Raw genomic sequence first — 26,199 nt, 5'->3', positions numbered from 1 at the left:
CGCTATGCGGCCCATCGCGGCGCCAGGCCGCTCCCACACGGATCGCGTGCTCCCGCCAGATCACGCCCCATCAACCCATCAAACGCCTTATCCAACCCCACATCCGCATCCCCCAGCTTCTGCCGCCGCTGCTGCATCCACGCCTGATCCTCCTTCAACCGCGCCTGCGCCTCAGCCAACATGCGCCGCACTTCTTCAGGCTGTGGCCCACCGGTGCCCTTGCGGCTTTGCACCATCGCGCGGGGGGATAGGCTGGCGCGGAAATCTGCTTCGCTCAGGGGCAGGGTGTTGTCCTTCCATTTGTATTTGTCCGCCGCATGGGTGAACAACGCCTGCGCATCGGCGTAGGCGAAGTCCTTGGGCAAGGTGCCGTCGGCGCGGGCTTTTTCGACGATCAGCGAGGCGAAGCTGTGGCCGATGCGGAAGGGGACGTGGTGCTTACGCTCCAGGGTGTCGGCCAGTTCCATGGAAGTGGTCCAGTCGGCGTCCAGTTCTTCTTCGGCGCGTGCAGCGTTGATCTTCAGGGCGTCGAGCACCTGGTCCAGGCGCTTGAACATGTCGCCGGTGGAGCGGAACAGGCCCAGGTCGTCGAAGGCGGCCTTGTAGTCGGTCATGCCGGTGGTGACATTGTGGGCGCGCAAGGTGGTGGCGTTGGCCAGGCCGACCACGTCGGAGGCGGCTTCGCGGGTGCGCATCAAGAGGCCGGGGTTGCGCTTTTGCGGCATGGCGCTGCTGGTGTAGGTGGCGCCTTCGTCGAGCAGCAGCCAGGGGCGGGTCTGGTGGTACTGGGTGTGTATGTCGCCGATGAAGGCGCCAATGCGGATGGCCGAGGACGAGACCAGGCCGGCGGCCTCCAGCGGGATGTCGTAGGTCGAGACCTGGCTGGCGTCCAGCGAGTTCTCGCGCACGCCGTCAAAGCCCAGCAGCTGGGCCAGGCGCTCGCGGTTGATGGGGTAGCCGGAGTTGGCCAGCACGGCGGTGCCCATGGGGCTGAGGTTCAGGCGGGCGTACAGCTCGTGCAGGCGCTGGGCGTCGCGCTCGAACGAGGCCTCGTAGGCCAGCAGGTAATGGGCATAGCTGATGGGCATGGCTTGTACGCCGTTGGTGTAGGCCGGCACCAGGGTGTCGACGTGCTGGGCAGCCAGCGTGAGCAGGCGCTGGCGGGTGGCGTCCAGGGCGTCGCCATAGGCCAGCACGTGGTTGCGCAGCGAGGCCAGGCGGTAGGTGGCGTACATGTCCTGGCGGCTGCGGCCCGAGTGAATCAGCGAGGCCTCGGGGCCGACCTTGTCGGTGATGATCTGCTCCAGTTGCAGCACATCGCTGGGGCGCTTGCCGTCTGGCTGGGTGGCCTGGTCGATGGCGTGGCGTACGCCGCCTGCAATGGTCGCGGCCTGTTCAGCGGTGACGATGCCGGCTTCCTTGAGCATCACCAGCGAGGCTTTGTTGATGCGGTTGAGGTAGTCGAACTGGGTCTCGCCGTGGCGCTGGCCGTCGGGGGTCTTTTCCACGAAGGCGCCGATCTTGCGGGCCTGCTCGGCGCACTCGGCGGTGGTCTTGCATGGGTTGTCGGCGGTGTTGGCGGCGTGGGCTGCGGGGCTCGTGAGCCAGGCGCAAGCGATGGCAAGGCAAAGCAGTGATCTGGTTGTTGTCATGGTGGGTCCGCTCGGGGCTTGTGGAGGGCTGGCGGGCTGGTGGCACCCTTGGAGGGTCAACCTACACCCCTGCCCCCCTGGCCGAAAGTGAAACCACCGCCGGGTAGGCGGTGGCGTCGGTGCACTGGCGGGTTGATCGAGCCGCCGGTCAGGGCATGCCGAGAAACTCCGGCAGCGCCAGGGAGATATACGGCACGTAGGTGACCAGAATCAGGAACAGCAACAGAATCGACAGCCACGGCAGCGCTGCGCGGATGGTCTGGCCCAGTGTCAGGCCTGTCACGGCACTGGTCACGAACAGGTTCAGCCCCACCGGCGGGTGAACCAGTCCGATCTCCATGTTCACCACCATCACGATGCCCAGGTGGATCGGGTCGATGCCCAGTTCCATGGCGATGGGGAAGAAGATCGGCGCCAGAATCAGGATGATCGCCGACGGCTCCATGAAGCTGCCGGCAATCAGCAGCACCACGTTGACCATGATCAGGAAGCCGAGGGGCGTCAGGCCTTCGGAGAGCACCCACTGGGTGATCTGCTGCGGGATCTGCTCGGTGGTCAGCACATGGGCGAACAGCATGGCGTTGGCGATGATGAACAGCAGCATGATGGTCAGCCGCCCAGACTCCAGCAGCACCTTGGGGCACTCGCGCCAGGTCATGTCCTTGTACACGAACAGGGCGATGAACGCCGAGTACACCGCCGCCACCGCTGCTGCTTCGGTGGGGGTGAACAGGCCGCTGTAGATGCCGCCCAGAATGATCACCAGCAGCAACAGGCCCCAGAAGGCCCGCCGCGCAGCCGTCAGCCACTCGCGAAAGCTGGCACGTGGCTGGGCAGGCAGTTTCTTGACCCGCGCCACGATGTAGATGGCGATCATCAGGAACACGCCCAGCAAAATCCCAGGGATCACGCCGGCCATGAACAGCTTGCCCACGGAGGTCTCGGTTGCGGCCGAATACACCACCATCACGATCGACGGCGGGATCAGGATGCCCAGGGTACCGGCGTTGCAGATGATCCCGGCGCCGAATTCCTTCGGGTAGCCCGAGCGCACCATACCCGCCACGGCAATCGAGCCCACCGCCGCCACCGTGGCCGGCGAGGAGCCGGACAGCGCGGCGAACAGCATGCACGCCAGCACGGCGGCAATGGCCAGGCCACCGCGAATGTGCCCCACGCAGGCGTTGGCGAAGTCGATCAGCCGCTGCGCCACGCCGCCGGTGGTCATGAAGGCGCCGGACAGCAGGAAGAACGGAATGGCCAAAAAGGTGTAGCTGTCGGAGGTCTCGAACAGCTTGATCGCCAGCGAGCTGAGCGAATCCTGGCTGAACAGCAGGATCGACACCGCCCCCGACAGGCCCAGGGAAATGGCGATGGGCACGCCCAGGAACATGAAGATGAACAGCAGCAGGAACAGGCAGATAACGGTCATCGCGGCGACTCCTCACCGGGGTTGGCCAGCTTGCTCGCCTCGGCCGCTTCGTCGGCCAGGCCCAGGTTGGTCTGGCGATGGGTGTAGATGCGGTAGAGGATCTCCAGATAACGCACGATGATCAGCGCGAAGCCAAAGGGCACGATCATCGCGATGTGGCCGATCTTGATGCCGTAGCGGTCCAGGTCTTCGGCGCCGATGCCGGCAGCCAGCACGGCGCTTACCCACTTGATGCTGGCGACCAGAAACAGCCCGGCATAGGCCAGGCAGCAGGCGCAGGCGAGCATGGCCAGCACGCGCTGCACCGGTTTGCGGGTGCGCCTGACCAGCACATCGACCCCAAGGTGCCCGGCGGTGCGCACGCCATAGGCGATGCCGAAGAAGATCAGCCAGCCGAACAAGGCCTTGGTCAGGGCGATGCTCCAGGTCATTTCCTGGGCGTAGCCCATCAGGTGATCGCCGATGTTCAGCAGCGGCTCGCTGGCAAAGGTCCAGCGGTCGCTCAAGCTGTAGAACATCGTGTAGAGGTTGTTCAGCGCCACGTAGATGAAGGTGATGAGGGTCATGGCCGCCAGGAGAAAGGCGATCATGCCTTCCTCGAAGCGCTCCCAGACGCGCCGTAACGTTTGCATGGGCATTCTCCGCGCACAATGAGGCTGAGCCGCCCACGCAGGGGCGGCTGCAAGCAGAACGGATCAGGAAGCGGTGTTGGCGTCCTGGGCGGCCTTGATCAGGTCAGCGCCGATCTGGCCTTCGAACTTGTCCCAGACCGGACGCATGGCTTTGCGCCATTCATCACGCTGCTCGGGGGTGAGCGCATCGACCTCGCTGGTCTTGGCGTCGATGATCTTCTGCCGCGAAGCCTGGTTCAGCGCCTCGGCCTGCTTGTTCACCTCGACGGTGACCTTGTCCATGATGCCCTGCAGTTCGGTGCGCACGTCTTCAGGCAGGCCGTTCCAGAACTTGGCGTTGGTGATCACCATGTAGTCGATCAGGCCATGGTCGGTCTCGGTGAAGAACGGCTGCACTTCGTTGACCTTCTGGCTTTCGTAGTTCGACCAGGTGTTCTCGGTGCCGTTGACGGTACCGGTCTGCAAGCCTTGGTACACCTCGGCAAAGCTCATCTTGCGCGGGTTGGCGCGCACGGCCTTGAACTGTTCTTCCAGCACGCTGGAGGCCTGCACCCGGAACTTCAGGCCGCGGGCGTCCTTGGGCAGCAAGATCTTCTTGTTGGCCGACAGTTGCTTCAGGCCGTTGTGCCAGTAGGCCAGGCCGCGAATGCCCTTGTCCTCCATGGAGGTGAGCAGTGCCTTGCCTTTAGGGCCTTGCTGGAAGCGGTCGACCGCCGCCAGGTTGTCGAACAGAAACGGCAGGTCGAAGATTTGCACCTGCTTGTTGTAGTGCTCGAACTTGGCCAGCGAGGGCGCCAGCATCTGCACGTCGCCCAGCAGCAGCGCTTCCATTTCCTTGCCGTCGCCGAACAGCGACGAATTGGGGTAGACCTCGACCTTGACCTTGCCCTTGAGCTTGTCATCGGCCTCCACGAGTTTCTGGAACATGAGCGCGCCCTGGCCTTTGGGCGTGCTGTCGGCCACCACGTGGGCAAACTTGATGATGACCGGGTCCGCGGCGTAGGCGAACGAGGTCAGGGAGACGGCGGCGGCGCAGAACAGCGCCTGGGTCAGCTTCAACATGGGTTTCACCTGTTATTGTTGTTGGTAAGGTCAGCAGGGAAGCGTAGCCAAGGGTACGGTGGCCCAGTATAGGTGTTTGGGGAATCTGCTTTTGTGTAAGCCTGCGTTCGGCAAACCCGAACGCAGGCCATCGCGAGACGGCCGTAACTATAGCCACTAGCCAGCATGGGCCAATGCCAGCAGACGCTGCGCACGCAACACCACCGGCGCATCGACCATCTGCCCATCCAGCTGGAAAGCCCCTGCCCCGCCTGCAGCTGCGCTGCCCTCGATCACCCGGTGCGCCCAGGCCAGTTCATGCTCACTGGGTTGCAAGGCCTCATGAATCACCGGTACCTGGCTTGGGTGAATGCACAGCGCCCCGCCGTAGCCCATGTCGTAGGCATGGCGCATGGCCTCGCGCTGCCCCTGCGGGTCGCGGATCGCTGGAAACACGCCGTCCAGCGGTGGCGCCAGGTCGGCCCCTCGGGATTGCAACTGCACGGCCATGCGGGCCTGGTCGATGAAGCGTTGGCCTGCCGGGCTGTCGGTGTTAAGGCAAAGGTCCAGCGCCAGGTCCAGGCTGCCGAACGAAAGGCGTTCGACACCCTCGGCGCCCGCGATACGCTCAAGGGCCAACAGCCCCTTGGCGGACTCGATGATCGGCACCACGGCCTTGCCCGTGCGGGCGGCGACCGCCACTTGAGCGGCGCTCTCGACCTTGGGCAGCAGCACCGTGGTCACGCCCAGATGCTGCGCGCAAAACTGCAGGTCCTCGGCGTGGTTTGCGTGGCTGGGGGCATTGACCCTCACCCACACCCGGGCATCCAAGTGTTCGGCCAGAAAGCGCGCCAGGTGCTCGCGGGCCTGGGCCTTGAGCGGCTCTTCGACCGCGTCTTCGAAGTCCACGATCACGGCATCGGCGCCGGCAGCCAGGGCCTTGGCAAAGCGCTCCGGGCGGCTACCGGGCACGAACAGGGCGGAGCGAACGATGGGGTATGGCATGCTTCTGCTCCTCTACTAAACCACGCCTGCGCTGTTCAATTGCGCCTGCTGATCGTCGCCATACCCCAGCTCGGCCAGGATCGCGGCAGTGTGTTGGCCCAGTGCAGGCACCGGGTCCATGCGCGGGCTGAAGGCCGCGTTGCGCCCCGGCGGCAGCAGCGACGGCAGCTTGCCCGCCGGGCTGTCCACCTCGCGCCAACGGTCACGGGCCTGCAACTGAGGGTGCTGCCACACCCCTTGCATGTCGTTGACCCGGGCGTTGGCGATCTGCGCGCTTTCCAGGCGTGACACCACGTCTTCCAGGCTCAGCGCGGCAAAGCCCTCGACGATGATCTGGCGCAGCGCATCGCGGTTCTCCGAGCGCCGGTAGTTGGCGCAGAAGCGCTCGTCGGTGGCCAACGCCGGGTCGAGCAAGACCTTCTCGCAGAACACCTGCCATTCACGCTCGTTCTGCAGGCCCAGCATGACCGTGCCGCCGTCGCCCGTGGGGAAAGGGCCGTAGGGGTAGATGGTCGAGTGGGAGGCACCGGCCCGCGGTGGCGGCGGTGCGCCGTTGTAGGCGTAGTACATGGGGTAGCCCATCCATTCCACCAGGCTTTCGAGCATGGACACGTCGATGCGACTGCCCACCCCCGTGCGGTCGCGCAGCAACAGGGCCGAGAGCACGCCGGTGTAGGCGTACATGCCAGCGGCGATGTCGGCCACCGAACACCCGGCCTTGGCCATCCCCTCCTCCCCTGGGCTGCCAGTGACCGACAAGAAGCCGCCCTCGCTCTGAATCAGCAGGTCGTAGGCTTTCTTCTTCTCGTACGGGCCACCTTCGCCGTAGCCGGAAATATCGCACACGATCAGCCGTGGAAAGCGCGCGTGCAGTGCGTCGAATCCCAGGCCCATGCGCGCGGCGGCGCCGGGTGCGAGGTTCTGTACCAGCACGTCGGCCTTGGCCAACAGTGCTTCGAGAATGGCGTCGGCCTGGGGTTGTTTCAGGTCCAGGGTCAGGCTTTCCTTCGAGCGGTTGGTCCACACGAAATGGGACGCCAGGCCATCGACGCGCTGGTCGTAGCCACGGGCGAAATCACCGCTGCCGGGGCGTTCGACCTTGATCACGCGGGCGCCCAGGTCGGCCAGTTGGCGGGTGCAGAACGGCGCGGCAATGGCGTGTTCCAGGCTGACGACAGTGATGCCGTCCAGGGGGCGGGGGGCAGATGCACTCATGGCAAGGTCCTGTGCGCAAGTTATGGCAGGTCGGCCAGCGAGCGGGTATCGCGCAGCTGCCAGACACGTTGAATCAAGGCACGGCCGTCGGCCGCACTGCGCTGCCCGGCGTAGGCCAGCAGGCGCTGGAACTTGTCCTCCAGTTCCGCGCGGGACAAGGTGTTGCCGGGGTCGCCCTTGGGTTCGTCGATGGCGGCGGTGAAGTGGCGCCCGTCCGTGCAGCGCACCTCCACCCGGCCCAGCCAGCGCGCCGGGTAGGCCGCATCCACTTCCGGGTCCAGCTGCATGCGCACCTTGTCGCGGAACGCGGCCACGTCCGGGTCGCTCAGGGCCAGGTCCCGGAATGTCAGCAACTGCGCGCTGCCATGCACGGCAATCAGGCCGAGCACCGTGCCCATGGAGAACTTGGCCTGGTGCACGCTGGTGGGTACTTTCACCCGGCCCAGCACATCGATAGCGCCTTGGTGCACGTGGGCGATCACGTCGGCGATGTCGCCGTGGCGCAGCCCTTCGCGCTGCATCAGTTCGAGCAAGGCATCGGCCGCCGGGTGGGTGTGGCGGCACGAGGCGTGGAACTTGAACGAGGTTTCGGCCAATGCCCAGCGGCTGCCCAGGCGGTCCGACAGGCGCGCCGGGTCGGCGTCGCTGGACATGCCGGCAGCCAGGCCCTGGTCGCCTTCCAGAATATTGCGCGCCCCGCTCAGGCCATCGGCGGTCAGGTAGGCCGCCAGCAGCCCGTCGGCAGCGGCCTTGGCGGTGTGCAGCTGTTTCGAATCGGCCGCATCGCGCAAGAACTCCCACAGCCCGGCTGCCTGCGTGCCGGCACTGCCCAGCACATGGATGAACTGGGCCTGGTCGAAGTCCATCAGCTTGCCCACCGCCACGGCGGCCGCCAGGGTGCCGACGGTGGCGGTGGTGTGGAAGATGCGGTAGTGCGAGCGGCCCATGAATTCGCCGATGCGAATGCCGGCCTCATAGCCGGCCACGGCGGCCAGCAGCAGGTCCGGCCCTGACTTGTCCAGGTCCTGCGCGGCGGCCAGGGCAGCGGAGAACACCACCGTGGCCGGGTGCAGCACCGAGCTGTTGTGCAAATCGTCCTGCTCCACCAGGTGGGACGCTGCGCCATTGACCAGCGCGGCGAAATACGGCGAGGTGCCACGGCCGGTGCTCATCAATCGGGCTTTACCGGCAGGGGGCCCCATGCGCTCGGCGTAACGCTCGAACAGCGGCACCGGGTGCGCGCCCTGGCTGGCCAGGGCCGAGCCGAGCCAGTCGAGGAACAGGTCTTCGGTACGCGCCAGCACGGCGGGCGGGATGTCCTGGTAGCGCAGGTCGGCCAGGAAGGTGGCCAGTGCTTGGGTATCACGCATGGGCATGGCCTCCTTCAGAAGCTGCGCGGCAGCTCGAGCAGGTGCTCGGCCACGTACGACAGGATCAGGTTGGTGGAAATCGGCGCCACCTGGTACAGGCGGGTCTCGCGGAATTTGCGCTCCACGTCGTACTCGTTGGCGAAGCCGAAGCCGCCGTGGGTTTGCAGGCAGGCGTTGGCCGCCTCCCACGAGGCCTTGGCCGCCAGGTACTTGGCCATGTTCGCGGCCGCACCGGCGTTGGCGCCGCTGTCGTACTCGGCGCAGGCCCGCCAGCGCATCAGGTCGGCCGCCTCCAGCTCGATGTGGGCTTCGGCGATGGGAAATTGCACACCCTGGTTCTGGCCGATCGGGCGGCCGAACACCACGCGGTCGCGGGCGTACTGGCTGGCCTTTTCGACGAACCAGCGCCCGTCACCGATGCACTCGGCAGCGATCAGCGTACGCTCGGCGTTCAAGCCGTCGAGGATGTAGCGAAACCCCTTGCCCTCCTCGCCGATCAGGCTGCTGGCCGGAATGCGCAGGTTGTCGAAGAACAGCTCGTTGGTTTCGTGGTTGACCATGTTGGCGATCGGCTGCACGGTCAGGCCGTTGCCAATGGCCGTGCGCAGGTCCACCAGGAAGATGGACATGCCTTCGGACTTGCGCGTGACCTGCGCCAGCGGCGTGGTACGTGCCAGCAGGATCATCAGGTCCGAATGCTGGATGCGCGAAATCCACACTTTCTGCCCGTTGATCACGTAATCGTCGCCCTCACGCACGGCCGTGGTCTTGAGCTGGGTGGTGTCGGTGCCGGTGGTCGGCTCGGTCACGCCCATCGATTGCAGGCGCAGCTCGCCGCTGGCCAGCTTGGGCAGGTAATGACTTTTCTGCTCCTCGCTGCCGTGGCGCAGCAAGGTGAACATGTTGTACATCTGCCCGTGGATGGTGCCGGAGTTGCCACCGCAGTGGTTCACTTCCTCGAGTATCACCGACGCCTCGGCCAGGCCCAGCCCTGAACCGCCATAGGCCTCGGGGATCATCGCCGACAGCCAGCCGGCGTCGGTCATGGCCTTGACGAAGGCTTCCGGGAAGGCCTTCTGCTCGTCCAGGGTGCGCCAGTATTCGGCCGGAAATTCGGCGCACAAGGCGCGCACGCCTTCGCGGATGGCGTTGAGGTCATCGCTGTCGTAGCTGTGCATGGCAGGCTTCTCTACGGTGCTGAAAAGGGGTCAGTCGAAGGTGACGTCGGCGCTTTGCGCCACGCCGGCGGCATTGCCAGCCCACAGGCGCGCCTGGCCTGGGCCGTCGAGGCAGCCGCTGAGTTCGAAGGGCGTGGGCAGGGTCAGCGGGCGCAGGCTGCGGTAGCTGTAGCGGCGCAGGCGGGCACCGGGGTTGGCGCGCAGAAAAGCCCGCAGGTTGAGCGTGGCGATCAGCGGGCCGTGCACCACCAGGTCCGGGTAGCCTTCGGTGGCGGTGACATAGGGGTAGTCGTAATGGATGCGGTGGCCGTTGAAGGTGACCGCCGAATAGCGAAACAGCAGGGTCGCGGTGGGCGTGACGGTTTCGCCCCAGGTGCCGGTTTCACAAGGCTCGCCCGTGCTCGCCTTGGGCGGGGTCGGCTCGCGGTAGACGATGTCCTGCTCTTCACGGATGCACAGCTGGTCGTGCTGGGTGTAATCATGGCGCACGGTCACGAACAGCAAGGCGCCGCTGCGGCCGTGTTTCTCCTCGATGTGCAGGATGGTCGAGGTACGCTGCGCCTCGCCGCCGACCACCAGCGGGGCGATGAACTCGACCCGGCCACCGGCCCACATGCGGTTGCGCCCATCGGCCGGCGGCAAAAAGCCCCCGCGTGCCGGGTGCCCGTCGGTGCCCAGTTGCGCTTCGGGCACAGGGTCTTGAAAGAAGCACCAGGTCCACAGCGGCGGCAATGCCTCGCCGTGGGCCGGGGCGGTCTCGCCGAACGTCGCCGCGATGCGCTGCACCAGGTTGCGGCTGAGCACATCCCAGGCTTGCTCGGTGCGGCCGAGCCACGGGCTGTAATCAAAGGGCGGAGTGGGCATGGGTGGGCCTCTGGAATTGTTGTTATGGCAGGCCACTTGCGGGCGCGTCATCGACGCTGCGCAGGCGACAGGGACGATCATGCGACCCTGTCGTGCATTCTGTGAATTTGCATTTCCATAACCCGGCGTTCATAAATACCGAACGCCTTCCCGACTCCAGGACTTGCCCATGCACTTCGATCTGGCTGATTTGCGCCTGTTCATCCACATCGGCGAATCCCCTAGCCTGACCCAAGGCGCCCGCCGTGCGCACCTGTCCCCGGCCGCCGCCAGTGCGCGCATCAAGGCACTCGAAGCGCAGCTCGACACCCGCCTGCTGTACCGCGACAGCCGCGGCGTCGAGCTGACCCCGGCCGGGCACACGCTGCTGACCCACGCACGCCTGGTGATGCGCCAGGTCGATTACCTGAAGGCGGAATTCACCCAGTTCGGCGGCGATTCGGCGGGGCATATCCGCATCTTTGCCAACACCACGGCGGTGACCGAGTTCCTGCCCGAGGTACTGGCAGGCTTTCTGGCGCAACGGCCGGGGGTCACGGTCGACCTGCAGGAACGCCTGTCCCGCGACATCGTGCGAGGCGTGCTCGATGGCAGCACCGACATGGGCATCATCGCCGGCCCTGTGGAGGCCAGCGGCCTGCAGGTGATGCACTTCAGCACCGACCGGCTGGTGCTGATCGTGCCCGCCGGCCACGAACTGGCCAGCCGCCGCCAGGTGACGTTGAAACAGACCCTGGCCTACCAGCACATCGGGCTGCACGACGGCAGCACCCTGCTGACCTTTCTGCGCGACCAGGTCGAGCGCATGGGGGAAACCCTGGCCCTGCGTATCCAGCTATCGGGCTTCGAAGCCATCTGCCGCATGGTCGAGGCCGGCGTGGGCATCGGCATCATTCCCGAGTCATCCGCATCGCGTCACAGCCACACCATGAACCTGGTGACCATCGCCCTGGACGAACCCTGGGCCGAGCGCGAACGCAGCATCCTTGTCCGGGAACTGGAGGCCCTGCCGGGAACGGTGCGCGCATTGATCAAGACGCTGATGCCTGCCAACTAGGCAAACCATCCCGCACAGTGTCGCCCCTGTTGGAGCGGCCTTGTGCCGCGATGGGCCGCAAAGCGGCCCCGGTGATTTGTGATGCTGGCTGCAATCCTGGGGCCACTGCGCGGCCCATCGCGGCCGGTCCGGCGCCCCGGCAAGGCCGCTCCAACAGGGGATCATTCAAGCCTTCAGAGGCGGCACAAGCTGGTTACTCTGCAGGTTCAGCGCGCAGCTCAAGATAGCGCAGTGTGGGAGCGGCCTTGTGCCGCGATGGGCCGCACAGCGGCCCTAGGATTGCAGCCGGGCATCAGATCCCAAGGCCTACCGCGCTGCCCATAACGCCTAACGCGCACAGGCTATCCATTGCAGCCCCCAAAGCCACCGCAATCCCCCAATAATCGCTTACCAGCTATAACTCACTCGCGCCGTCACCTCACGCCCAGGGTTGTAATAATCGGCCGTCCCCGAGCCCACCACGTGCTGTTCATCGAACAGGTTGCTCACGTTCACCGCAAGGTCAGTGCCCTTGGCGATCTGGTACTTGAAGGCCGCGTCGAACAACGTGGTCCCATCGCTCTTCTTGGTGTTGGCCGCATCCATGTAGTAAGCCCCCACGTACCGGGCACCGAGCCCGACACTCACGGCGGTCGCCGGAATATCGTAGTACGTCCACAGCGAAGCCGAATGCTTGGGCGCGGTGGCGAAGGCGTTGCCCTTGAGCGAAGAGCCGTCATACAGCGACCCGCGCTTCACGTCGGTGTCCATGTACGAATAAGCGCCAATCACGCTGATATCAGCCGTCACCTGGGCTTTGGCCTCCAGGTCCAGGCCGCGTGCGTGAGACTCACCGACGGTTTGCTGCTCGATGATGCCGCTGGGCAGTACCACAGCAATGGTGACGTTTTCCTGGGTCAGGTCATACACCGCAGCGGAGAACATCGCGTCCATGCCGATGGGCGAGTACTTCACCCCCACTTCGTACTGCTTGCCGGTTTGCGGAGTCACGCCCACCTGGGGTGGGGACACCGATTCCACCATGCTCACGTACGTCGACACTTCGTCGTTGACGATGTAGGTGAGCGCAGCGCGATATGAGGTCTCCGACAAGTCGTCGCTCTGCTTGGCCGCCCCGCCCACGTACTCGGTGCTGGACAAGTCCATGGAGTCGTTGCGCACGCCAGCGGTGGCGATGACGCGGTCGTAGAACGACAGGTTCTGCTGCATGAACACGGCCTTGGTGGTCACGTCCTGCTTCTTGCGGCTGTAGGGCTCGATGCCACGCGGCACGCCGGTGAACACCGGGTTGGCGATGTCGATCGGGGTGGCCAGGCTGTAGACCGAGCGCTGCTTGGTCGAGGAGTCGAGGTACTCCACCCCCACCAGGGTGCTGCTGTCGATGTGCTCGAACTGCGCATCGTATTGCAGCATCAGGTTGCCGTTGAGCTGGTCGGCGTCGCTGTCGGTGCCGAACACATAGCGCGGGATGGTCGTGCCAACGCGCGAAGGGCTGTCGCTCAAGTAGGCGTAGCCGAAATCGTCGGTCAGTTCGCTGTAGCGCAGGTTGCCGCGCAATACGAAGCCGTTGTCGAAGTCGTGGGTGAGGTTGCCGGACAAGCTGGTGCGCTCCACATCGTGGAAGTTGTAGCCAGGCTCGCCGAAGAACTTGCTGCGGTCGTATTCCTTGTCCAGCGGGTAGCCACCGCTGTTGGGCGAGCTGTTGGTCTTCAGGTAGTCCAGCACCACGGTGGCCGAGGTGAAGTCGCTCGGTGCCCAGGTCAGCCCGCCCATCACCAGGCGGCTGTCGTCGCGGGAGTGGTCGTACTCACGGTCGCTGTCCTGCAGCTTGGCCGTGAAGCGCCCTGCCACTGTACCGCCTTCGTTGAGCACATCGCCCACGTCGATGCCGGTCTCGGCATGGTCGTACGAACCGTAGGTCACATAGCCCTGGCCGAAACGTTCGAACCGCGGCTGCTTGGTCACGAAGTTGACCGAGCCACCCGGGTCGGCGGGGCCGAACAGGGTGGAGTTGGCGCCGCGAATGATCTCGATACGCTCGTAGGCGTACGGGTCTTCGCGCACGCCACGCATGGAGCTGAGCGTCAGGCCGTCGCGGTAGGTGGTGGCCTGGAAGCCGCGGATCTGGAAGTAGTCGTTACGGTCGTCCGACCCATAGAAGTCGCTGATCACCCCAGGGGTGTACTGCAGCGCCTCTTCGGTGGTGCTGACGCTGCGCTGTTCCATCTCTTTGCGGGTCACCACCGACACCGAAGCTGGGGTATTGAGGATGCTGGTGGCGACCTTGCCCCCTACCCACAGCTCCTTGGCCACAACCGAGTTGATGTCGTCGTCGGCGCTGGCCTTGACCTTGGCATTGACGATCACCGGGGCCAGGCGGTAGTCCTCGGTGGCGCCCAGCTCCAGGGGGCCGGTGGGCTTGGGCTGGGGCAGCAGCAAGTAGGCGTTGGGGCCTTGCTGTTCCGATTGCAGGTCACTGCCCTGCAACAGCGCAGACAAGGCCGCGGTGGTACCCAGCGAGCCCTGGACGCCCGGCGTTGTCCGGTTGGCCACGCTTTGCGCGTCGTACGACAGGCTGATGCCGGCTTCCCTGGCAAAACGATCGAGCGCTGGCGCCAGCGGGCCTGCCGGGATGTTCCACTGCTTGAGCGGGCTGCTGCTGTCAGTGGCCGCAGGCTGGGCCAGGGCTGGCAGAACATGGCTGCCGACCACCAGCCCGAACAGGGCGCCACGCAGGGCTCGGTTCAGGGGGTGGCGCGGTGAAACCGGGGTAGAACTCATTCTCTCGCTCCGTAGCGTGTCGGCGGGCGGCCTGTATTCCGGCCTTCCCTACCTGCCGAACGAGAATGAGAAAACACCTCATTTATTTTCAGATTAATTAACTTCGATTGTAGGTTGCTTCCTACGCCTTACGGATAGCCTGCTTCACTTTGCGCAGCAGCTCACCCATGCGGAAGGGCTTGATCAGCATGTCCATGCCATCGCCGAGAAACGCCTGCCGGTCCAGCGCGGCATCGGCATACCCGGTCATGAACAGCACGGGCAGGTCGGGCCTGTAACCACGGGCAAGGTCAGCCAGCTCCCGGCCGCTGAGCGTGGGTAGACCAACGTCGGACAGCATCAGGTCCAGGCTCGGGTCGTCGCGCAGGTATTCCAGCGCCTGGTCGGTGGTCGAGGCCAGTGTGCAGTGGTAGCCGGCATCGGCCAGCGCTTCGGCCACCGACAGCCGCACCGACGCCATGTCCTCGACGATCAGCACATGCTCGCCGTTTCCTTGCAGGTCGAGCCCACGCTCGCGCACCACGGGCACGGCTGCCTGTGCGCTGGCCGGCAGCATCAGCGCCACTTCAGTGCCCTGCCCCATCACGCTGCTGAGCATCACGTGGCCGCTGGACTGGCGGGCGAAGCCGTAGATGGTCGACAGCCCAAGGCCGGTGCCCTGGCCGACGGGTTTGGTGGTGAAGAACGGGTCGAATACCTTGTCCAGCAACTCAGGTTCGATGCCGGTGCCGTTGTCGCGCACGCTGACCATCACATAAGGGCCGTCGGCCAGGTTGGGGTTTTCCTGGGACCAGATGGCGGCCGTGTCCAGCCAGATCCGCCCGCCCTTGGGCAGTGCGTCGCGGGCGTTGATCACCAGGTTGAGCACCGCGCTTTCCAGTTGCACCGGGTCGACCAGGGCAATGACCGGTTGCGTGGAGAGGTTCAGGGTCAGTGTGATGCGCTCGCCAATGGTGCGGGTCAGCAGTTCTTCGAGCGAGCGCACGTGGCGGTTGACGTCCACCGGCCGGGTATCCAGGGGTTGCTGGCGAGCGAAGGCCAGCAACCGATGGGTCAGCGATGCCGCGCTATTGGCCGAGCTGAGCGCAGCTTCGGCATAGCGCGGCACTTTGTCGATGCGGTGCTCGGCCACTCGTTTGCAGATCAGTTCGAGGCTGGTGATGATGCCAGTCAGCAGGTTGTTGAAGTCGTGGGCGATGCCGCCGGTCAAGCTGCCCAGTGCCTCCATTTTTTGCAGTTGCACCAGCTGCGCCTCGGTGCGTTCGCGCACGGCCACTTCGTGGGCCAGCTGGCTGGTGGCGTCGTCCAGCCGGGCTAGGTGCGAGCGTTCGCGGTGACGGTGCTCGGTGATGTCCTCGACGAACACCAGGCACAAACCTGGCGCCTGATACGGCGAAAGCTGCCACTCGGTCTCGCGTACATGGCCATGCACCTGCATGCTCAAGGTGCCCTGCCAGCGCTCGCCGGCCATCAGGTGCTCGCGCAGGCTGGCCAGTGCCGCTTCCTGCCCATCGGCAAAGCATTCGTGCAGCTGCTCGGGGTGGCGGTTGTCCTGGATCAGGTAGCTGAATGCCTGGTTGCATTCGTGCACCTTCAGCTGGGCGTCCATCACGGCAATCGGCGCCGACACGCTGGTGAATATCTCGCGAAAGCTTGCCTCGCTCTGGCGCAGTGCGCGCTCGGTGTCGCGCACGCGCAGCAAGGTGCGCAGGGTGGCCAGCAGCACGTCCGGGTCGACGGGGTGAATCAGGTAGGCGTCGGCACCGGCGTTCAGCCCGGTAATGATGTCGCCACTCTGGATCGAAGCGGCCGACACATGAATCACCGGCAGCAGGGCCGTGCGTGGGTCCTGACGCAGCAGCCGGACAATGTCGAAGCCGCTCATGTCCGGCAGGTTCACGTCCAGGATCAAGGCGTCGATCTGGCTGTCGCGGATCAGCGCCAGGCCCTCGCCGCCCGTGCCGGCCTCCAGTACCTGGTACCCGTGCACCGCCAACCGCCTGCGCATGGCATAGCGGGTGGCAACGTTGTCATCGACGATCAGCAAGCGCACATCGGCATTCATTCAGCGCTCTCCGGAGCGAGGGCAAGGGGGATCACCACGAAGAAGCAGGAGCCGACGCCCGGCTCGCTCTCAACGCCCACATGACCACCCAACAGCTCGGCAAAGCGTTTGCACAGCGACAGGCCCAGGCCCGTACCGCGCAGGCGCTTTTGCAGCGGCGAGTCCACCTGGGCAAAGTCTTCGAACAGGGTGCCCAGCAGTTCCGGTGCGATGCCGATACCCGTATCGCTCACGGCAAAACGGATACTGTCATCGCCTTCCAGGCAGGCGGAAATACGCACTTCGCCCTGGGAGGTGAACTTCAGGGCATTGGAAATGAAGTTGCGCAGGATCTGCGCCAGCTTCTTGTCATCGGTGTACAGCCGCGGCAGGCCGGCATGCTCTTCGAAGATGAGGTCCACGGCCGAGGCATCGACAATGGGCCTGAACATGCCTCGCAGGGCGGCGAACAGGTCGAACATGTCGAACCAGGCCGGCGAAATGGTGATGCGGCCGGCTTCGATCTTGGCAAGGTCCAGCAGGTCGTCGACCATGTCGGACAGCTCGCGGGTAGCGGTGCTGATGAACGTGACCTGACGGTGCTGTTCGGCCGACAACGGCCCGTCGAGCTCGTCGGTCAGCAGGCCGGTGATGCTCAAGATCGAGCCCAGCGGCGTGCGAAATTCATGGCTCATGTAGGACAGGAAGCGGCTCTTGAGGTCCGAGGCCTGGCGCAGGTGCTCGGCCTGGGTATCGAGCTCGGCATACAGCGCCAGCACGCCCTGGTTGGTTTCATCCAGCTCGGCGCGCAAGGCGTCGTTCTCGGCTTGCAGGCGGGCAATCATGGCAGCATCAGACATTGGGCAACTCCAGGTCGATGACAAGCACGGTGACATCGTCACGGCCGCGGCAAAAGTCGCGATGCAGCACGGCAGCGATCACGGCCGGATGGCGGTGCACCAGGCCAGGGTAATCCTTGAGGTTCCACCGGGACTGCAGGCCATCGCTGTACATGATCAACACATTTCCGTTCAGATCAGCGTAGTCGAACACTTGGGTTTTTCTGAATTGCCCGCCAACAATGCCGGGCATCGACGCCAGGCCTCGCGATTGGCTGCCATTGACCAGGCTCGCGCCGATGTTGCCAATGCCGGTGAAGCTCAGCCGTGCATTGCAGCCATCGTAGTGCGCTAGGGCTACGGCGCCACCGCGCGTGCCCGTCATCGCCTGGTGCATGGCCAAAAGTTGCTGCTGCGCCTTGGCGAACGGTGCCTGTGCAAACACGGCCGCACCCGCCTGGGCTGCCGCTTCGGCTTCGCTGCCGTGCCCCAGCCCGTCGATCACCAGGGCGCTCACGTGCCGCCCGTCGAAAGCCAGGTGCCAGGTGTCGCCGCAGGCCGGGTCGCCATTAAGGGCATGCTGGCTGACGCCGAAGCGCAGGTCAGTGCCTGGGTCACCCTGGGCATACAACCGCGCCAGGACCACAGCTCCCCGGGTATCGGCATAAACGTCGAAGACTTGAGCCTGGCGGGCGATGGCGCCCATGCCGATACCTTGGGTGCCCGCCGACGAATAGCCGTCGGCCAGGCAGGCTTGGGCATCGAACCCTTGGGCGCGATCGAGGGTGAGCACTTCGATACCAAACCTGCCGTCACCGCGCGGCAGCGCGCGCAGATGAAGCTCGCCGTGCCCGGCATGCTTGAGCACATTGGTGCACAGCTCGGTCACCACCAGCGCGACACGTCCGGCGTCCGTCTCGTCATGCCCGTGGGCCTGTGCGAGCTTTTGCGCGATCCGTCGAGCGTGGCCAACGTCACTGGCATCAGCCAACAGTACGACGCAGGTCTGGCTCGCGGCGATGCTCACGCCCATCGAGTGATCGTCACGCGAGTACCCTGGCCAGGCGCGGTGTCCAACTCGAACTCATCCACCAGGCGCCGTGCCCCGGTCAAGCCCAGGCCCATGCCACCGCCCGAGGTCCAGCCGTCGGTCAACGCCAGGCCGATATCGGGAATGCCAGGGCCTTCGTCACGAAAATGCAGGCGCAGGCCCACCCGGCCGAAGTCCTCCAGCACCTGCCAGTCCATATCGCCGCCACGGCCATAGACCACGGTGTTGCGGGCCAGCTCGCTGACGGCGGTGACCAGCTTGGTCAGGTCAACCAGGCGCATACCGCACTCGCCCGCCAGCTTGCGGGCCAGTTGGCGGGCAAGCACCACATCCTGCTCGATGCGCACCGGCAGGCTACCGCTGTCGCGCACGTTCATTTGCGGGCCACACGCTGACGCAGCACGTGCATACCGCGCTCCACATTCAAGGCCGTACTCACGCCAGGCAACGTCAACCCCAGCTCCACCAGGGTGATGGCCACGGCCGGCTGCATGCCGACCACCATGGTTTCGGCGTCCATGATGCGCGACAGGCCCGAGATGCTGGCGATCATCCGTCCGATGAACGAGTCGACCATGTCCAGCGCCGAGATGTCGATGAGTACGCCACGGGCGGAGGTGCTGCTGATGCGGTCGGTCAGGTCTTCCTGCAGGGTGAGGGCCAGTTGGTCATGCATGTCCACCTGGATGGTCACCAGCAGAAATTCCCCCATCTGCAGGATCGGGATACGCTCCATGGCTCAGGCTCGCTGGCCGAGGTCGCTGCCCACACGGGTCAGGGCCAGCTTCAGGGCGTCGGCCAGGTTGGCCTTGGTGGTCAGGGTGCCAAGGTCCAGGCCCAGGTGCACGATGGTCTGGGCGATCTGCGGACGAATGCCGCTGATGATGCAATCGGCGCCCATCAGGCGAATGGCCGTCACGGTCTTGAGCAGGTGCTGCGCCACCAGGGTGTCCACGGTGGGCACGCCCGTAATGTCGATGATGGCGATTTCCGAACCAGTGTCGACGATGCGCTGCAGCAGCGACTCCATGACAGTCTGGCTGCGCTGGGAGTCCAGGGTGCCGATCAGTGGCAATGCCAGCACACCGTCCCACAGCTTGACCACGGGCGTGGACAGCTCCAGCAGTTCTTCCTGCTGGCGGCGGATGACGTTTTCACGGCTCGCCTGGTACGTGCGCATGGTGTGCATGCCCATGCTGTCGAGCAGCTCGGACACGCGCCAGAGTTCCTCGGCAAGCGTGGCCGGGTCGTCGCCGTAGTGCGATTGCAGCAAAGCGAACAGCGGACGCTTCAGGGCGTAGATGAAGTACACGGTCTGGTGGGAGTCATGGCCCATCTGCGCGCGCGATAACGACAGCTTTTCGAGGAACCGGCGCACGGCCTCCCAATCGGCGGCTGCCAGGTTAGCGCCACCTTGGCCCTTGAAGCCTTGCACCAGCAGTTGCAGAAACTCGCGGGTTTCCTGGGCCAGCACCTGCTCCTTGACATTGCGCGTGGCACCGTTGCCTTCCAGGCCTGCTATCCATTGGGTCAACAGCTGTTCCTGGTTGTTTTCGACCGCGTCCAACGTACTGCTCTGCAGTGCTGCCATGTATCTGAGCTCCTGTGGTGAAAGCGGGCACTTTCACACTATGACCGGGGTTTTTTTGAGTGACAGTTACTGGCCGGAATAGTTGTCCGGGTGGCGCATTTAATTGCATTAGGCCATCGGATGGTAGCCCATTGCGCAAAGAAATTTGGCAGGTTGGATCAAGGGCAGGTAGGCGGCATTGGCAAGGATGACCTGGGGAATTTCCATCATTCGGTGGAGGGGTATGCCAGCGTGTATGTGCTCGGCCAGCTTGGCCGGGCCATTGAATGCGCGGGGGGGGGGGTGCGCTACGACCCACTGTCAGCAAGAAGGCTCCACTGGCCAGGTATACGCTCGGTGAGTGCACACGCTCGGCCGAGGATATTGGCGGCGCGGCGCATATTGCCGGGGCTGCTTTGCAGCCCATCGCGGCACAAGGACCGCTCCTACTTGGATGGGTGTCTGCCTTCGGGCTGGCGCGAGCCGGTTGCTGCGTAGCGAAAGGTTGCACGGTATTTGTGGGAGCGGCCCTCGTGCCGCGATGGGCCGCAAAGCGGCCCCAGCACCATGAGTTGCGAAGCTGAAACCCTAGAGCCGCTTCGCAGCCCGAAGGTTCCAGCAAAGCTCATCTCAACCCAACGACCGCGCCCCCATCGGCTGCGCATGACCGCGTGTCGTCACAATGCCCAGGAAGGAAATCATGATCGCAAGCCCCAGCGTGGCGCTCACCTCCGCCCGGTGCTCGGGCGTGTACATCATCACCGCCAAGGCCAGGGCAATGAAGATGATCACCGCCCAGGTCAACCAGGGGAACAGCCACATGCGGAACTTGAGCTCGGTATTCTCCCGCTCAAGACGGCGGCGCATGCGCAGCTGGGAGATGGCGATGACCATGTACACCAGCAGCGCGATGGCGCCTGAGCTTGCCAGCAGGAACTCGAACACGCCCTTGGGTGCAAAGTAGTTGAGCACGGCGATGAACGCACCGATCAGGGTGCTGCCGAACACCGCAGCACGTGGTACGCCGACTTTGGACGTGTGCTTGAGCATTGCCGGCGCATCGCCGCGCTTGGCCAGCGAGTACATCATGCGCGAGGCGATGTAGATCGAGGAGTTCATGCAGCTGGTGACCGCCACCAGCACCACCAGGTCGACCAGCAAGGCCGCGTTGGGGATGTTCATGATTTCCAGTGCACGCTGGTACGAGCCCACCACAGCCAGCTGCGGGTCATTCCACGGCACCACGGAAATGATCACGAAGATGGAGAGGATGTAGAAGGTGCTGATGCGCCAGATCACCGAGCGGGTGGCCTTGGCGATGTTGCGCGACGGGTCGCTGGACTCGGACGCTGCGATGGTCACCGCCTCAGTGCCGATGAAGCTGAACATCACAGTGATGAACGCCCCCACCACCGCGGCCCAGCCCTTGGGCGCGAAACCACCGTGGTCGGCCATCAACCCACTCAGGCCGCTGACTTCGCGGTTGGGCAGCCACCCCATCAGCGCCGCGAACCCGAGGCTGATGAAGGCAAGGATCGCGGTCACCTTGAGGATGGCGAACCAGAACTCGAACTCACCGTACTTGGCCACGCTGAACAGGTTGGTACCTGCCAGCAGCAACACCGACGCCAGGGCGAATATCCAGCTGTCTATCTGCGGGAACCAGGCATTGAGCACATGCCCTGCCGCGAGGGCTTCGATGGGGATGACCAGCACCCAGAACCACCAGTACAACCAGCCGATGGTGTAGCCGGCCCAGCGACCGATGGCCTGGTCGGCGTAGGTGGAGAAGGAACCGGTATCGGGGTGCGCGACGGCCATTTCGCCGAGCATGCGCATGACCAGGACGACCAAGGTCCCGGCCACGAAATAGGAGATTATGGTAGCCGGGCCGGCTGCCGCAATGGCGTGGCCCGAGCCGACGAAAAGTCCGGCGCCGATGATGCCGGCGATGGACAGCATCGTTACATGACGTGGCTTGAAACCTTGTGCAAGGTTGCCATCAGATCCCACGGTGTTCATGGATGTTGTTCTCTTTTTGCTGACACAAGGATGGACGGGCAGGCGTAGGCGAAAATAGCTCCTTGAAGGGTTCAGGTCGACAGGTTGCTTGCGCTCTGTTGTTGATCTTTGCAGCGCATCACAAGGCAACGTGCCGGTGGGGGTCGGGCTTCATTTAAGCCCCGCAGGGGGGAGGGAAATTACACGAGAACGCCCCGGAACTGTTCGATCACGACAGCGCTTTTGTGCAAGCGACAAATGTCGCGATTGGCATATCCGAACGCGCCATGCACGCCAATGGCGCTTGGGTTTTTCATTCGAGTGTGTTGCACCCGCTGCCTGTCCAGCAGGCAGCGCGGGCATCAGGCCAGTGCGTGGTCGACCAGCACCTGCAGCCGCCCCTGGGAGCAGCGCTCGACCCGCGCCTGGACGCCATACACCTGCGCTAGCAGGTCAGGCACCAATACATCCTGCGGCGTACCACTGGCCACCACCCTGCCCTCGCGCAGCACCACCAGCCAGTCGGCATGGCTGGCGGCCAGGTTGATGTCGTGCAGCACCGCCACCGCCAACAGGCGATGCACCTGCACCCGCTCACGCACGGCGTCCATGACCCGCAATTGATAATGCAGGTCCAGCGCGCTGGTGGGCTCGTCGAGCAGCAGCACTTGCGGGTTGCGCGCCAGCAACTGGGCCAGCGCCACCAATTGCCGCTGCCCGCCGGACAAGCTGTCCAGCGAGCACTGGGCCAGATGCTCGATACCCAGCTGGCGCAGGGCCGCAAAGGCCTGGCCCAGCAGATCGTCCGCACTGCCTACGCGAAGTGCCGCCATGATGCTTTCCAGCACACTGAGGGCAATGCCGGGGGGCAACTGCTGGGGCATGTAGGCCAGCCGTCGCGAACGGTCGGCAAAGGCCAGCCGGGTCACGTCCTGGCCATCCAGGCGCAGGCCGCCGCGCATGCGCTCGAGCCCTGCCAGGGCCCTGAGCAGCGTGGACTTGCCTGCTCCATTGGGCCCCACCAGCGCCACCAGGCTGCCTTCGGGCAAGGCCGGCAGGCTGACCTCGTGCAGGATCTGCCGCGCACCGTAGGCGACCGAAACCTTGTCGATCACCAGGCTCACAGCTTTCTCCCCCGCCGGAACACCAGCGTCACGAAAATCGGCACCCCCACCAGGGCGGTGACGATGCCGACCGGCACAATCACGCCTGGCATGATCAGCTTGCTGGCAATGGAGGACAGCGACAGCATCAGGGCGCCCACCAGGGCGCTGGCCGGCAGCAGGAACCGCTGGTCTTCACCGACCAGCAGGCGCGCAATGTGCGGCCCGACCAGGCCGACGAAGCCGATGGTGCCGACGAATGCCACGGCGGTTGCCGACAACAGGCTGATGCGCAGCAGCGAGGCAAAGCGCAGCCGCCGGGTGTCCACGCCGAAGCTGCGCGCCCGGTCCTCGCCCATGCGCAGCAGCGTCATCGCAGGTGCTGCGCGCAGCGAAAACGGCAACACCAGCGCCACGACCAGCGCCAGCATGCCGAGCTTGTTCCAATCGGCCCGGGCCAGGCTGCCCATGGTCCAGAACACCAGTTGCTGCAGCACGTCCTCGGTGGCCAGCAGTTGCAACAGCGACACCAGGGCATTGCAGCTGAACACTAGGGCGATGCCGAACAGCACCAGGCTCTCCACGCCCGCCCCGCGAAGCCGCGACATGGCCTGCAACAGCACCACCGACAGGCAGGCGAAGACGAAGGCCATCACCGTCACCTGCACACCCGCCGTCATCCAGGCGACGCTGAGCGGGTAGGCGATGGCAAGCGAAGCCCCCAGTGCCGCTGACGAGGACACTCCCAAGGTGAAGGGGCTGGCCAGCGGGTTGTCGAGGATCGCCTGCATCTCGGCCCCTGCCAGCGACAGTGCCGTGCCCACCAGCACGGCCATCAGCGCGTACGGCAGGCGAACGTTCCAGATAATCACCCGCTCCGTGGCGCTGAGGGTGGTCGGGTCGAACAGGCCTTGCACCAGTCGCCCCAAGCTCATGCCCGATGCACCGCTGGCCAGGTCGCTCAAGACCGAAACCAGCAACAGCACGGCCAGCCCGGCCACCAGCCCGGTACGCCGCCACAGCAGCCGACGGTAATGCCAGGCGGCCTGCTGCACGCCTGGCAGCGCCTGTGCGGTCACTGGGCGTCGACCCAGTACTGACCGTCCAGCCCTACCTTGAGCATGCGGTTGATCTCGGCCATGGTCGCTTGCGGGTCAATGGCCTTGAACCGCTCTGGATGCACCCAGCGCGCCATCGCTTCAATTGCCAGGATGTTGAACGGCGAGTTGTAGAAGTCATGCCACAAGCCATGGGCCTGGCCGGCCTGGATGGGGCGCAAGGGGGCGAATTCCGGGCGGGCCGTGATCTTCGCCAAACTGTCCCGGGCCGTTTCTTCGGACACCCCGGCACCCAGCAGCACCCCAGGGGCGCGGTTGCCGGTGGCGATATAGACGTCGGGGTCGGATTGCAGCACGTACTCGACGCTGACATCGCCCAGCGCACCGGGCACCACGTCAGCGCCAATGTTATGGCCACCCACCGCCTGGACCACACTGCCCAAACCGCTTTTGCCAGTGGTATGGCCGGGCGCTTGCCATACCCCGGCCAGCAGTTCCAGAAACACCTTGGGCCGCTCGCTGTCCTTGATGCCGGCCACGCCCGCTTTCACCCGCTCCAGGTGACGGTCGTACAGGTCAAGGTACTGCTGCGCCTGCTGTTCACGGCCCAGCAGCGTGCCAAGCGCCTGCATGCTGACGTGGGTGTTGCGCATGGGGTGCACGCGAAAATCGATGAACAACACCGGCACGCCGGCCTTGGCCAGCAAGTCGGCCACCGGGCTGTGCTGGGTCGGGCCTTCACCGGCGATGCTGAAAATGGCCAGGTCCGGCTTGAGCGACAGGATCTGCTCGGCGCTCACGCTCTGCTCGGAGGCCTGCCCGATCAAGGGCAGCTTGGCGATCTGCGGGTAGTGCTGGGCGTAGACCTCGTAGGTGTGCGGGTCCAGCAAGCGCATGTCGTTCTGCCAGCCCACCACGCGCTGGAACGGGTTGTCCCGGTCGAGCAGCGCCAGGGCGAAGAACAAACGCCCCTCGCCCAGCACGACCCTCTGCGGGGCGTGGTCAAGCTCGACGGTACGCCCCAGCACATCGGTGACTTGCAGGGCGTGGGCGGTATGGGTAAAGCCGAGGCAGGACGCCAACAGCAACAAGGCCGGCAGCAGGCGCTGCCGCAAACGGGGGAACAGGCACATCGGGGCGTCCTCTTGAAGAGAGAATCAGTCGCAACGGAGCCGGGCATTCTAGCCAGCCACCTGTGCGCCCGATGTGCGCGAATGTATTGGCCTGCTCGCCAGCCATTACATCCCGTTACCCCAAGGCGTTACCAGGTCAGGCAGATCTTGCCGAAATGGCGGTTGCTTTCCTGATAGCGAAACGCCTCGACGATCTGTTCGAGTTCGAAGTGCTTGTCCACCACCGGGCGCAGGCCGTTGGCCTCGATGGCCCGGACCATGGCCTGTTGCTGGGCACGGCTGCCCACCAGGACACCCTGCAAGCGGATCTGCCGCACCAGTGCCTGCACCAGCGGCAGTTGCCCCGCTACACCGGTCAGAATACCGATCAGCGACACATGGCCCCCGATGCGCGCCGCAATCATCGACTGCTCCAAAGTGGCAGGCCCGCCCACTTCGATCACATGGTCCACCCCACGGTTGTCGGTCAGCTCACGCACCTTTTCGCCCCAGGCCGGCGTGCGCGTGTAGTTGATCACGTGGTCGGCGCCCAAGGCTTTGAGCCGCTCGAGCTTGGCATCGCTGGAAGAAGTGGCGATCACCGACGCGCCGGCCAGCTTGGCGAACTGCAGGGCGAAGATCGAAACCCCGCCGGTGCCCTGCACCAGCACCGTATCACCGGGCTTGAGGTGATCGTCGCTCATCAGCGCGCGCCAGGCCGTCAGCCCGGCAGTGGTCAAGGTCGCCGCCTCGGCGTGGCTGAAGCCCTTGGGCGCGCGGGTGAACGCCGTGGCCAGCGCGGTCACATGGCCACGGGCATAACCGTCCAGGCCATCGCCCGGCACCCGGGCAAAGCCCTCGACATTAGCCTGCCCATCCAGCCAGTCAGGGAAGAAGGTGCTGACCACGCTGTCACCGACCTTAAAGTCGCTGACACCGCTGCCCACGGCTACCACCTCGCCAGCACCGTCGGCCATCGGGATGCGCCGTTCGGCCGGGCCCCACATGCCGCTGACCACGGCAAAGTCATGGTAATTGAGGGAGCTGGCATGCAAGCGCACGGTGATTTCACCCACGCCTGGGGCAGTGGCTTCACAGGTGCCGACCTCGACCTTGTCGTAGCCGCCGCCGGGTTGAACGTAAATCGCCTTGCTGCTCATGGTCGAGTGCTCCATCTGTAAAAAGGAAAGTGGC

Annotated in this window: 22 protein-coding genes; 1 reads left to right on the top strand and 21 read right to left on the bottom strand. The window is 65.0% G+C overall.

What is annotated here, in order from left to right; genetic code table 11:
* Window positions 1-2: 2 nt before the first annotated feature.
* The 9 genes from ACF8R3_RS05505 to ACF8R3_RS05465 form a co-directional block, all read right to left on the bottom strand.
* Window positions 3-1,652, bottom strand: coding sequence for an argininosuccinate lyase (locus ACF8R3_RS05505; RefSeq protein ID WP_392515126.1), 1,650 nt, complete (start codon window positions 1,650-1,652; stop codon window positions 3-5).
* 148 nt (window positions 1,653-1,800) lie between these two features.
* On the bottom strand, window positions 1,801-3,084 hold the full coding sequence (gene dctM / locus ACF8R3_RS05500; RefSeq protein ID WP_325942587.1) for a C4-dicarboxylate TRAP transporter large permease protein DctM: 1,284 nt from the start codon (window positions 3,082-3,084) through the stop codon (window positions 1,801-1,803).
* Window positions 3,081-3,716 carry a TRAP transporter small permease gene (locus ACF8R3_RS05495; RefSeq protein ID WP_078477963.1) on the bottom strand — a complete coding sequence of 212 codons (636 nt, stop codon included), beginning with the start codon at window positions 3,714-3,716 and terminating at the stop codon, window positions 3,081-3,083. Before ACF8R3_RS05495 ends, dctM begins: the two co-directional genes overlap by 4 nt.
* 63 nt (window positions 3,717-3,779) lie before the next feature.
* Window positions 3,780-4,778: a TRAP transporter substrate-binding protein gene (locus ACF8R3_RS05490; protein WP_058638410.1), complete on the bottom strand. Its 999-nt coding sequence runs from the start codon at window positions 4,776-4,778 to the stop codon at window positions 3,780-3,782.
* Window positions 4,779-4,934: 156 nt separating this feature from the next.
* Window positions 4,935-5,762, bottom strand: coding sequence for a CoA ester lyase (locus ACF8R3_RS05485; protein ID WP_167338696.1), 828 nt, complete (start codon window positions 5,760-5,762; stop codon window positions 4,935-4,937).
* Between the two features lie 15 nt (window positions 5,763-5,777).
* On the bottom strand, window positions 5,778-6,977 hold the full coding sequence (locus ACF8R3_RS05480) for a CaiB/BaiF CoA-transferase family protein (protein WP_058638412.1): 1,200 nt from the start codon (window positions 6,975-6,977) through the stop codon (window positions 5,778-5,780).
* A gap of 20 nt (window positions 6,978-6,997) precedes the next feature.
* Complete coding sequence (locus tag ACF8R3_RS05475; protein ID WP_100850770.1) at window positions 6,998-8,347, bottom strand: MmgE/PrpD family protein; 1,350 nt, start codon at window positions 8,345-8,347, stop codon at window positions 6,998-7,000.
* 14 nt (window positions 8,348-8,361) lie between these two features.
* Window positions 8,362-9,525, bottom strand: coding sequence for an acyl-CoA dehydrogenase family protein (locus ACF8R3_RS05470; RefSeq protein ID WP_058605881.1), 1,164 nt, complete (start codon window positions 9,523-9,525; stop codon window positions 8,362-8,364).
* Between the two features lie 30 nt (window positions 9,526-9,555).
* Window positions 9,556-10,389: a MaoC family dehydratase N-terminal domain-containing protein gene (locus ACF8R3_RS05465; protein ID WP_144967773.1), complete on the bottom strand. Its 834-nt coding sequence runs from the start codon at window positions 10,387-10,389 to the stop codon at window positions 9,556-9,558.
* A gap of 169 nt (window positions 10,390-10,558) precedes the next feature.
* On the opposite strand from ACF8R3_RS05465, the gene ACF8R3_RS05460 reads away from it, so the two are divergent.
* A complete protein-coding gene (locus tag ACF8R3_RS05460) occupies window positions 10,559-11,446 on the top strand; it encodes a LysR substrate-binding domain-containing protein (RefSeq protein ID WP_167338692.1) in 888 nt (295 codons plus the stop codon).
* 387 nt (window positions 11,447-11,833) lie between these two features.
* Here the strand turns inward: ACF8R3_RS05460 and ACF8R3_RS05455 are convergent, their stop codons facing one another.
* From ACF8R3_RS05455 to ACF8R3_RS05400, 12 genes are all read right to left on the bottom strand, one after another.
* The gene (locus ACF8R3_RS05455; RefSeq protein WP_392515122.1) at window positions 11,834-14,227 is read right to left on the bottom strand and encodes a TonB-dependent siderophore receptor; all 2,394 of its coding nucleotides are present in this window, start codon (window positions 14,225-14,227) and stop codon (window positions 11,834-11,836) included.
* Between the two features lie 121 nt (window positions 14,228-14,348).
* The gene (locus ACF8R3_RS05450) at window positions 14,349-16,292 is read right to left on the bottom strand and encodes a response regulator (protein WP_392515120.1); all 1,944 of its coding nucleotides are present in this window, start codon (window positions 16,290-16,292) and stop codon (window positions 14,349-14,351) included.
* Window positions 16,289-17,131: a sensor histidine kinase KdpD gene (locus ACF8R3_RS05445; protein WP_078477957.1), complete on the bottom strand. Its 843-nt coding sequence runs from the start codon at window positions 17,129-17,131 to the stop codon at window positions 16,289-16,291. Before ACF8R3_RS05445 ends, ACF8R3_RS05450 begins: the two co-directional genes overlap by 4 nt.
* Complete coding sequence (locus tag ACF8R3_RS05440) at window positions 17,124-18,143, bottom strand: ATP-binding protein (RefSeq protein ID WP_392515118.1); 1,020 nt, start codon at window positions 18,141-18,143, stop codon at window positions 17,124-17,126. The genes ACF8R3_RS05445 and ACF8R3_RS05440 overlap by 8 nt, the downstream gene beginning before the upstream one ends.
* Window positions 18,134-18,538: an anti-sigma regulatory factor gene (locus ACF8R3_RS05435; RefSeq protein ID WP_058603627.1), complete on the bottom strand. Its 405-nt coding sequence runs from the start codon at window positions 18,536-18,538 to the stop codon at window positions 18,134-18,136. The genes ACF8R3_RS05440 and ACF8R3_RS05435 overlap by 10 nt, the downstream gene beginning before the upstream one ends.
* On the bottom strand, window positions 18,535-18,897 hold the full coding sequence (locus ACF8R3_RS05430) for an STAS domain-containing protein (RefSeq protein ID WP_058638419.1): 363 nt from the start codon (window positions 18,895-18,897) through the stop codon (window positions 18,535-18,537). The genes ACF8R3_RS05435 and ACF8R3_RS05430 overlap by 4 nt, the downstream gene beginning before the upstream one ends.
* A 3-nt stretch (window positions 18,898-18,900) precedes the next feature.
* Window positions 18,901-19,752, bottom strand: coding sequence for an STAS domain-containing protein (locus ACF8R3_RS05425; RefSeq protein WP_058638420.1), 852 nt, complete (start codon window positions 19,750-19,752; stop codon window positions 18,901-18,903).
* A 609-nt stretch (window positions 19,753-20,361) separates the two neighbouring features.
* Window positions 20,362-21,753 (bottom strand): GABA permease, encoded by a 1,392-nt coding sequence (gabP, locus tag ACF8R3_RS05420; RefSeq protein ID WP_058638422.1) that lies wholly within the window; start codon window positions 21,751-21,753, stop codon window positions 20,362-20,364.
* Window positions 21,754-22,094: 341 nt separating this feature from the next.
* Window positions 22,095-22,856, bottom strand: coding sequence for an ABC transporter ATP-binding protein (locus ACF8R3_RS05415; protein WP_058638423.1), 762 nt, complete (start codon window positions 22,854-22,856; stop codon window positions 22,095-22,097).
* Window positions 22,853-23,914: an iron ABC transporter permease gene (locus ACF8R3_RS05410; RefSeq protein ID WP_058638424.1), complete on the bottom strand. Its 1,062-nt coding sequence runs from the start codon at window positions 23,912-23,914 to the stop codon at window positions 22,853-22,855. The genes ACF8R3_RS05415 and ACF8R3_RS05410 overlap by 4 nt, the downstream gene beginning before the upstream one ends.
* Window positions 23,911-25,026: an ABC transporter substrate-binding protein gene (locus tag ACF8R3_RS05405; RefSeq protein ID WP_196127123.1), complete on the bottom strand. Its 1,116-nt coding sequence runs from the start codon at window positions 25,024-25,026 to the stop codon at window positions 23,911-23,913. Before ACF8R3_RS05405 ends, ACF8R3_RS05410 begins: the two co-directional genes overlap by 4 nt.
* Before the next feature lie 128 nt (window positions 25,027-25,154).
* Window positions 25,155-26,165: an NAD(P)-dependent alcohol dehydrogenase gene (locus ACF8R3_RS05400; RefSeq protein ID WP_196136108.1), complete on the bottom strand. Its 1,011-nt coding sequence runs from the start codon at window positions 26,163-26,165 to the stop codon at window positions 25,155-25,157.
* Window positions 26,166-26,199: the final 34 nt, after the last annotated feature.

It is taken from the genome of Pseudomonas sp. FYR_7, assembly GCF_043106155.1.
GTDB classification, from domain to species: domain Bacteria; phylum Pseudomonadota; class Gammaproteobacteria; order Pseudomonadales; family Pseudomonadaceae; genus Aquipseudomonas; species Aquipseudomonas parafulva_B.
Note: the sequence above shows the minus strand (reverse complement) of the source record. Positions and strands in the feature narration are given on the sequence as shown.